The following is an 8,775-nucleotide window of genomic DNA, read 5'->3' as shown; positions in this document are numbered from 1 at the left end:
GTCTGCGTTTCACCGCGCGTGAACAGCGCGGAGCCGTGCGTGCGCGGCAGGAAGCCCACCATCGCCTCGATCGGGCGGACCTGCTCCAGAGTGCGGCCGTCAATGCGCTGACCGTCCTTGAGAATGGCGGTGCGCACGATGTCCGCCTCCACCTTCTTCAAGGTCTTGATCGCGACCATCTGGGTCTGCGGGGTTTCTTCAGCGAAAGCTTCCTTCGCCTTGGCGCGGGCGGCGTTAAGCGCGTCCGAGCGCGCGGACTTGCTGGTCAGCTTGTAAGCGGCGGCAATGTCCTTGCCGACAAGGTCCTTCAGCTTCTTCTTGATGTCGGCGGTGTTGTCCGACAGGTCGACTTCCCAAGGTTCCTTGGCGGCCTTCTCGGCCAGCTTGACGATCAGATCGACGACCTTGCGGGATTCGTCATGCGCGAACATGACCGCGCCGAGCATCTCGTCCTCAGTCAATTCCTTGGCTTCGGATTCGACCATCATCACCGCGCCAGCCGTCGCGGCGACAACGAGATCGAGACGGCCGTCGGCCAGAGCCGCTTCCTGCTTCGGGTTAAGGACATATTCGCCATCCACGAAGCCGACGCGGCAGGCGCCGATCGGGCCCATGAAAGGCACGCCCGAGATGGTGAGCGCAGCCGAAGCGGCGATCATCGCCACGATATCGGGCTCGGTCTCACCGTCATAGCTCATGACCTGAGCGATGACGTTGATCTCGTTATAGAAGCCTTCCGGGAACAGCGGGCGCACGGGACGATCGATAAGGCGGCTGGTCAGCGTTTCCTTCTCGGTCGCGCCGCGTTCGCGCTTGAAGAAGCCGCCCGGAATGCGCCCGGCGGCGGAGAACTTTTCCTGGTAGTGCACGGTCAGCGGGAAGAAGTCTTGACCTTCCTTCACTGATTTGGCGGCCGTGACCGCGCAGAGCACGACAGTTTCGCCATAAGTGGCGAGAACCGCGCCGTCAGCCTGACGGGCAATGCGGCCGGTTTCCAGAGTGAGGGTCTTTCCGCCCCACTCCATGGATACGGTTTTGACGTCGAACATATGGTTTTCCTCAGCCCACCGGCCCTATTGCGCGGCGGGGTTTACTGCCGGGGATGCCGTCCCGGTCCGGTGCGGGGCCTGTCGTGGCCCCCAGGCCCCTCGCCGGATTGCGAGGATACCCAGATTTGAACATCCAGATGCAAGAAGCGGCCCGCTGGGGGCCGCCTCCACTTCAGTCTTACTTGCGAAGACCAAGCTTCTGGATCAATGCGTTATACCGCTCGACATCCTTCTTCTTGAGGTAGTCGAGCAGCGAGCGGCGCTTGTTGACCATGGCCAGCAGGCCGCGACGCGAATGATTGTCCTTGTGGTGCGACTTGAAGTGTTCGGTCAGGTTGGTGATGCGTTCCGTAAGGATCGCGACCTGAACTTCCGGGCTGCCCGTATCGCCGGCGGCGCGGGCATTGCTCGAAATGATTTCCTGCTTCTTCTCAGCGGTAACCGACATTCATTCTACTCCGCGACATCCGTGAGATTGAAACCCCGAACGACGAGGGCGTTTCCGCCCGAAAGCTCCACCAGCGCGACTGGAACCGTTCCTTCACGCGCCCAATGCAGCCCGTCTTCCTGGGGCAGTCCGGTCAGAACGCGGCCCTGGCGGACCGCCCTTGCCTGCTCCGGATCGAGGTCGATGGCCGGGATGTCGTCCAGCCCCGCCTCCAGCGGCAAGAGTATCTGTTCAAGAGGCGCGCCCTTACCCACTTCGTTCAATTTGTCCAGCGAAATCGCGAGAGAGAGGTCGAAGGGACCCGCCTGAATGCGGCGAAGCATGGTGACGGTGCCGACGGTTCCCAGGGCCCGCGCCATATCGCGCGCCAGCGAGCGGATGTAAGTGCCCTTGGAGACTTTGGCGCGAAGGGTGACCTCTCGAAGCGCCTCCCCTTCAGAAGAGGGGAGGAGAGACAACTCATAAACCTCCACCTGCCGGGCCTTCAGCGTCACCTCTTGCCCTGCTCGCGCCAGATCGTAGGCCCGTTCACCATCGACCTTGAGCGCCGAATAGGCCGGTGGAACTTGCGCGATCGGTCCAGTGAAGCCCGGCAGCACCGCCTCAACCTGCTCTAGCCTGGGCCTTGCATCGCTTCGTGCGATCACCGCGCCTTCAAGATCCAGCGTATCGGTCTCCTCGCCGAAGCGGATGGTGAACTCATAAGTCTTGCTGGCGTCCAGCATCCTCCCGGTCAGCTTGGTCGCCTCGCCCAACGCCACGGGCAAAATACCGCTGGCCAGCGGGTCCAGCGTGCCTCCATGGCCGACTTTCACTTTCCTGCCGAACCCCGCTTCCCGCAAATTGCGCTTCACGGCCGCTACGGCCTGCGTCGAGCCAAGGCCCAGGGGTTTATCGAGAATGATCCAGCCGTGAGGCATCAGCGGCGGGTCGAGAAAGCGATCATCCGCTTTCCCAAGGCGCGCGCGCCTCGCTTGTCAATGGCGCTGCGCGCTCACTTGCGGGCAGCGTGCCTCTTCACCGGCGGACCATCGACCGCGACGAACGAGCGGAACGGATAGCGCTGTCCTTTGACGATCACTGCGCCGAACCTGTCAAGCGTGCCCATGGGGCCGGAATCGATGCCGATCCGCTCTACGAAAGGCAGGTCGAAAGCTGGTGCGAACAGCGTCGCGCGATACCAGTGCCGGTGCTGATCCTCAAAGTAGACCGTACTGTCGCCCTCCGTCCGCCAACTATAGACGCCGCCATGATCGGCGAAGGCGATTGACGCGTCGGCGTTCTCCTGCCGTGCCGCTGGCCGCTCGGGTTCGGCCAGCGCGACGGTGGACGCAGTGACGGCGAGACCAAGCGGAATAAGCCATACTGCGATCTTCATGGTGAGTTCCTTTCGAAACCTTTCGAACGAAGTCACCCCATTGCCGATTCCAAGATCGGAAGCGGAACACCTTCAGGCAAGAGCCGCCGACACATTATTACATCTTCAGGCCCCGGCGATCAGCCGCGCCAGACCATAGTACCAGTCCCCCAGCCAGCTGACGGGCGGCAACACCAGCCGCTGCACCACCCCCCAGCCCGGAAACAGCGCCGGTATCACCAGTAAGACCAGGAACAACAGCGCGAAGCCGAAAGGCCGGAGACGCGCGTAAGCCCGCGCCAAAGAAGGCGGCAGCAGCCCTTCCACGATGTGCGATCCATCGAAAGGAGGCAGCGGCAGGAGATTAAAGAACGCAAGGAACACATTGATAAGGATGAAATTGTTGAAGTTGTCAGCCAGGAACTGGAGGAACATATCGTTCCGGTTCCCCGCCACGCGGACCAGCAGGCCAAGCAGCACAGCGCCCACGGCCGCAAGCACCAGATTAGTGGCCGGCCCGGCTGCCGCCACCACCATCATGCCTCGGCGAGGATCGCGCAGCCGCCACTTATTGACCGGAACCGGCTTTGCCCAGCCGAAGACCGGCGCTTTCGTCAACGCGAGCAGCCCTGGAAGCAGGATCGTTCCGAACAGGTCGACGTGACGCAGCGGATTAAGGCTGAGCCGCCGCCGTTCCCGCGCGGTCGGATCACCCAGCGCAAGCGCCGTCCAGCCATGCGCCACTTCATGAAAGACGATCGCGGCGATCAAGGGAATGATGAGCGCTGCGGGCTGCAGCAAGGATTTGTCCATGGACCATTCTCTAGGAGCGCGGGGCGGCGGTGGCAATTGCGACGCTGAGCTTTCCAAGTTCAACAATATCGCAGTGGACGAGAAATCGATTTTAACTTTCGACGTTGGGGATAACATCGCCCCGTGCGCCACACATCGCGTCTTTGGCGTTGCTCTGCGCTTGAATGAAATTCACCATAGTTCACTATGGCGTTCGGATGACTGCGGAACGGTGACGCATGAAACGAATACTGACCATGCTCCCGGTGTTCGGACTTGCCGCCCTGGCGGCAGTTTATGTCGCGCTGGCGCCTCACGCGCCCTTCATCGCTTCGCCCGGCATCCGAGGCGCGTTGACCCCGCTGGACTCCGCCGCCGCCCATCTCATCGCGATCCGTGGTCGCAGCGTCGCGGTAGTGGGGCTGCTGACGGTGGGCGTGGTGCTCTCGGCGCTGACGGCGATGATGTTCGGCCGTGCTGGGGCCCAGGCCGGAATGACGAAGCGTCCTTCATCGGTCGAGGCCGATGCTGCCCCGGTCCGGCCCAGGGCGCCATCGCCGTCGGACAGGATCGCCAACTTACGCAGACGCGCCGCGAGCGCGATCGAGCAGGAGCCATCGCCGGACACGCCCGCCGCTGTGACGCCTCCGGTGATCCTCGTGCGCAAACCGCGAGAGCGAGAGCGCGATTGGTTCAGCGATCGAAGCTGGTTCGGCGGTCTACCCCGGCTGGGCGAGGCCGAATGGCCACGTGACGCGGGAGGATCCCCGCTGCCATTCGCGGCTCAACTCGATCTAGAGGAAATCGCCGCCGCCTGTCCGGAAAGCCCCCTTCCCCGAGCCGGCTCGCTCGCCTTTTTCCTTGGAACGGGAGCGGTTATCGCCGTCACGGGCGAGGGGGAGTTTTCCGATCCGCCGCAAGACCTGCCGGCCGCTTATGACGAGGGTGGATATCCTTTTCCCGCCGTCCCTTCCTATTTCAGCCGTCATTTCTTCCCGTTCTGGCCGGTAGAGCCGAACGCTCTTGATGTGCCAAATCACTTCGCCGATCCAAACGACGCCCTTGAACGAGCGATGGCCAGCTTTCGCTCGCGGTACACACTTTCGCAGCCCGGCCCATTCACAGCAGACGGCGATGTGCTCTGGTGGCACGGCGTAAGTCACCTTGCCGATCAACTTCACGTCGCGCTGGAAAGTTCGAGCCGTCTGATGGCGCTGAAACAGGACGGGGTTCGGCGGGCCGAGGATCTGTTGGCCGCACTCGCGAACAAGGACGTGCCGGACGACCCCGCGGCAGCACAAGCCCATACTGACCTTGCCACGCGGCAAACCGATCTCGCCGCCACGGAGGCGCAACGCGAGGGCCTGCCCACCATGATCGCCGCCCTGGATCAATTCGTCAGCGGTCGGGACCCGTGGCAGGAGCTGACTGACGACGAACGTAGCCTGGTCAAGGATGTCCTGACGGAACTCCACGCCGGTTACGGGGAGTTGGTGCTCCACCATGTTCCCCGCACGACGGCCGATCTGGCCGCGCTATCCCTGCGCGCCATGGTCACCGGCGCGCCGGATGCGGTGGCCGCCATGGCGGAGCGTCAGCTTCAGCGGATCAATCGCGAATATCGGCTGCCCGCAACGCACCAGCATCAAATCTTCAGTCTCGCCGGACTCACGCAGTCAACGGATGACGAGCGCGGGAATGATATCCTGCTGCTGCAGCTCGGCTATGACGAGATGATGGAATGGCGTTGGAACGACATGGGCATGTTCCAGTTCTGGATCAGCGCTGAAAATGCGGCTGCGGGTAATTGGAGCGCGGTCCACCTCACTTTCGAACGCGGCTGATCCATTACCGGCCGGTTACCCTAGGTCGCGCTTTACTCTTGGATCGTTCAGCAGGGCATCGATCCGGCTCGCCTCGTCAAAGGTCTCGTCGGCCCGGAACCGTATCTTGGCCGCGAACTTAAGCTTGAGCCGCTGTGCGACCTCGCGCTGGAAAAACGCCGTATGAGTGCGCAGGGACTTCAGCACTTCCTCTTCATCCACACCAAGCAGCGGTTTCACATAGACGGTCGCTTGCCTGAGATCAGGGGTCATGCGCACTTCGGTGACGGAAACCGAATGCGCCGTGAGCGTATCGTCATGCACCTGCTGACGCGTGAGCAGCTCGGAAATGACATGTCGCACCTGCTCGCCCACCTTGAGCAGGCGGACGGAGTGCTGTTCGGGGGTGAATTGCTGACGTGCCATGAGTGCGGTTCATGTGGGGGAATAGCGGTGAAATGCAACGGTTGATTGCTGTTTCAGCTCCCCAAAGCATGAACAACAGAACCAGTGTCGACAGGACGAATGGGGGAATTAGCACGCAAATGACAATGTACCGCGGCGGCGAATCGGGTCGGTAGCTTACGCAACTCCGCCCGTTTCACCGCTGCGCGTTTCACAATGTCCGCTCGCGCTCGCTCACCTCGAAGACCTCCAGATGATCGCCCGGCTTGATATCGTTCGTGTCGGCCAGAACCACGCCGCATTCCAGACCGGCGCGGACTTCGTCGACGTCGTCCTTGAAGCGGCGCAAGCTGGCGATCGTCGTCGCCGAAACGATAACGTCGTTGCGGGTAAGGCGCGCATGGATGCCCTTGCGGATGTAGCCCTCCAGTACCAGCAGACCGGCGGCCTTGTCCTTCTTGCCAGCCGGGAAGATCTGCTTGACCTCGGCGCGGCCGACTACGGTTTCGATCCGTTCCGGCCCCCAGATGCCGGCCATCTGCTTGGCGACCTCGGCGGTCAGCTCGTAGATGACGTCGTAGTACATCATCGGCGTCTTGGACTTCTCGATCTGCTCGCGCGCCTTGGCGTTCGGGCGGACATTGAAACCGACGATCGGCGCGCCGCTGGCCGAGGCGAGCGTCACGTCAGTCTCCGTGATCGCCCCCACGCCGGAATGCAGGATGCGCACCTTGATCTCGTCATTCGACAGGGCGTGCAGCGCGTTGTTGATCGCTTCGACCGACCCCTGCACGTCCGCCTTGATGACGATCGGATACTCGATGACATTTTGCTTGGCGGCGAGCGCGGAGAACATCGTGTCGAGGCTCGCCGGCGCGGTCGCGGTGCGCTTGGCGGTCGCCTGTTCCTGACGGTAAGCGGCGACTTCGCGCGCCCGCTGCTCGCTATCCACGACCGTCAAGGTATCGCCCGCCATCGGCACACCGCCAAGGCCCAGCACCTCGACCGGCATGGACGGGCCGGCTTCCTTGAGCTGGCGCCCCTTGTCATCCAGCATCGCCCGTACACGACCGCTTTCAGTGCCGACCACGAAGATATCGCCCAGGCGCAATGTGCCGCGGTTGACAAGCACGCTCGCCAGCGGCCCCTTGCCCTTGTCGAGCTTGGCCTCGATCACGGTGGCTTCGGCGGCGCGATCGGGATTGGCCTGCAGTTCCAGCAGCTCGGCCTGGAGCAGAATCTTTTCGATCAGATCGTCCAGACCCTTGCCCGTCTTGGCCGAGACTTCGACGTCCTGCACGTCGCCCGACATTTCCTCGACGACGATCTCATGCTCCAGCAGACGCTCGCGCACCTTTTGCGGGTTGGCGTCTTCCTTGTCGCATTTGTTGATGGCGACGATCATCGGCACGCCGGCGGCCTTGGTGTGATTGATGGCCTCCACCGTCTGCGGCATGATGCCGTCATCGGCGGCGACCACCAGGATCACGATGTCCGTCACGTTTGCACCGCGCATGCGCATCTGTGTAAAGGCCGCGTGGCCGGGCGTATCAAGGAAGGTGACGAGATCACCCCCCTTGGTCTTGATCTGGTAAGCCCCGATATGCTGGGTGATGCCACCCGCCTCGCCGCGCACCACATCCGTGCCGCGCAGCGCGTCAAGCAGGCTGGTCTTGCCGTGATCGACGTGGCCCATGATGGTCACGACCGGCGGGCGCGACTTCAGGGTTTCGTCGGCGTCGACGTCCGCCGAAGTATCGATGTCGATGTCGCTTTCCGAAACGCGCTGGATGTTATGGCCAAACTCGGTCACGAGCAATTCGGCGGTGTCCTGATCGATCGTCTGATTGACGGTGACCATCATGCCCATGTTGAACAGCGCCTTCACCAGATCGGCGCCCTTTTCGGCCATGCGGTTGGCCAGTTCCTGAACAGTGATCGCCTCAGGCACGACCACGTCGCGCACCTGCTTCTCGCGCTGCTGCGACTGGCCGCCGAAATGCGCGCGCCGTTCCTTCTCACGAGCGCGCTTGAGTGCGGCGAGCGAACGCGCGCGGGCGCCTTCGTCCTCATTGAGCGCGCGGGTGACGGTGAGCTTGCCCGATTGGCGGCGATCGCCCTTGCGGTCGCGCTCGGCCCCTCGTGGCGGAGGAGCGCCTTTCTTGGCAGCCGTCGGTTCCGCCTTCTTGGCCGCGCCGCCCCCGCTACCGCCATTGGCGGCTTCGGGCTTGCGAGCGGTCGGTTCGGAACGCTGGACCGGAGTAAAGCGGCGGGGCGCCGGTGCGGGGGTGGGGGCGGCGGTGTCGGTCGAAGGAGCAACCTTGGCGACGACGGGCGCCTCGGGAGCGGAAGCGGGCTCCGGCTGCTCTTCCTGATCGGGTTTCTGCACCTCAACGGCTTCGGCGGCCTCCACCTCAGCGTCCGCTGCGGCAGCGGTTTCCTCCTCGGCGCGCTTCGTTTCCAATGCGCGGTTTTCCTCGGCGCGGCGACGCTGCTCCTCAAGCGCCTGGAGCCGTTCATCCTCCTCGCGACGGCGCGCCTCTTCCGCCCACCGCAGACGCTCTTCCTCAGCCTCGCGCTGAAGACGGGCAACGCGTTCCTGCGGCGTTTCGCCAGCGGGAGCGGCAGGTTTCCTCGGCGGGGGCGGCGGCGCGACCGGCTGGGGCGCGGGCGTCGGGGCGGGAGCCGGAGCCTCGACCTTGGCTTCGACGACACCTTCGGAACCCGGCTTGCCGATCAGCTTGCGGCGTTTCACCTCGACCACGACCTTGTTGGTGCGGCCGTGGCTGAAGGTCTGCTTGACCTCACCCGCTTCCACTGAGCGCTTAAGCCCAAGCGGCTTGCGGCCCAGGGTCGGTTTGTTGTCGGTCTCGCTCATAAGTCTTGTCGTGCCCTTCAATC

General features: G+C 63.3%; 7 protein-coding genes and 1 pseudogene. 1 reads left to right on the top strand and 7 read right to left on the bottom strand.

Annotation, left to right across the window (positions count from 1 at the left end):
- The 5 genes and pseudogenes from V7D69_RS10330 to V7D69_RS10310 all read right to left on the bottom strand — a co-directional run.
- Window positions 1-1,049: pseudogene (locus V7D69_RS10330) on the bottom strand (polyribonucleotide nucleotidyltransferase); the annotation flags it as partial.
- A gap of 178 nt (window positions 1,050-1,227) precedes the next feature.
- Entirely contained in the window at window positions 1,228-1,497 is a 270-nt protein-coding gene (gene rpsO / locus V7D69_RS10325; protein WP_324064656.1) for a 30S ribosomal protein S15, read from the bottom strand.
- 5 nt (window positions 1,498-1,502) lie between these two features.
- Complete coding sequence (gene truB, locus V7D69_RS10320; RefSeq protein WP_333605748.1) at window positions 1,503-2,417, bottom strand: tRNA pseudouridine(55) synthase TruB; 915 nt, start codon at window positions 2,415-2,417, stop codon at window positions 1,503-1,505.
- 74 nt (window positions 2,418-2,491) lie between these two features.
- Complete coding sequence (locus V7D69_RS10315) at window positions 2,492-2,875, bottom strand: DUF6491 family protein (protein WP_324061322.1); 384 nt, start codon at window positions 2,873-2,875, stop codon at window positions 2,492-2,494.
- Between the two features lie 105 nt (window positions 2,876-2,980).
- Entirely contained in the window at window positions 2,981-3,667 is a 687-nt protein-coding gene (locus V7D69_RS10310) for a site-2 protease family protein (protein ID WP_333605747.1), read from the bottom strand.
- Between the two features lie 218 nt (window positions 3,668-3,885).
- Here V7D69_RS10310 and V7D69_RS10305 point away from each other — a divergent pair, with 218 nt between their 5' ends.
- A complete protein-coding gene (locus tag V7D69_RS10305) occupies window positions 3,886-5,490 on the top strand; it encodes a DUF1963 domain-containing protein (RefSeq protein ID WP_333605746.1) in 1,605 nt (534 codons plus the stop codon).
- Window positions 5,491-5,505: 15 nt separating this feature from the next.
- Here V7D69_RS10305 and rbfA read toward each other — a convergent pair whose 3' ends face one another.
- Together rbfA and infB are read right to left on the bottom strand one after the other, a co-directional pair.
- Window positions 5,506-5,895 carry a 30S ribosome-binding factor RbfA gene (gene rbfA / locus V7D69_RS10300; protein WP_333605745.1) on the bottom strand — a complete coding sequence of 130 codons (390 nt, stop codon included), beginning with the start codon at window positions 5,893-5,895 and terminating at the stop codon, window positions 5,506-5,508.
- A 190-nt stretch (window positions 5,896-6,085) separates the two neighbouring features.
- Entirely contained in the window at window positions 6,086-8,752 is a 2,667-nt protein-coding gene (gene infB / locus V7D69_RS10295) for a translation initiation factor IF-2 (protein WP_333605744.1), read from the bottom strand.
- Window positions 8,753-8,775: the final 23 nt, after the last annotated feature.

The sequence above is a fragment of the Novosphingobium sp. genome, assembly GCF_036733805.1.
Lineage (GTDB): Bacteria > Pseudomonadota > Alphaproteobacteria > Sphingomonadales > Sphingomonadaceae > Novosphingobium.
Note: the sequence above shows the minus strand (reverse complement) of the source record. Positions and strands in the feature narration are given on the sequence as shown.

Bases quoted from the DNA above. Each gene is read 5' to 3' on its own strand.
- rbfA (WP_333605745.1), bottom strand. From the start codon at position 5,895: ATGGCACGTCAGCAATTCACCCCCGAACAGCACTCCGTCCGCCTGCTC.
- rpsO (WP_324064656.1), bottom strand. From the start codon at position 1,497: ATGTCGGTTACCGCTGAGAAGAAGCAGGAAATCATTTCGAGCAATGCC.
- V7D69_RS10315 (WP_324061322.1), bottom strand. From the start codon at position 2,875: ATGAAGATCGCAGTATGGCTTATTCCGCTTGGTCTCGCCGTCACTGCG.
- truB (WP_333605748.1), bottom strand. From the start codon at position 2,417: ATGCCTCACGGCTGGATCATTCTCGATAAACCCCTGGGCCTTGGCTCG.
- infB (WP_333605744.1), bottom strand. From the start codon at position 8,752: ATGAGCGAGACCGACAACAAACCGACCCTGGGCCGCAAGCCGCTTGGG.
- V7D69_RS10310 (WP_333605747.1), bottom strand. From the start codon at position 3,667: ATGGACAAATCCTTGCTGCAGCCCGCAGCGCTCATCATTCCCTTGATC.
- V7D69_RS10305 (WP_333605746.1), top strand. From the start codon at position 3,886: ATGAAACGAATACTGACCATGCTCCCGGTGTTCGGACTTGCCGCCCTG.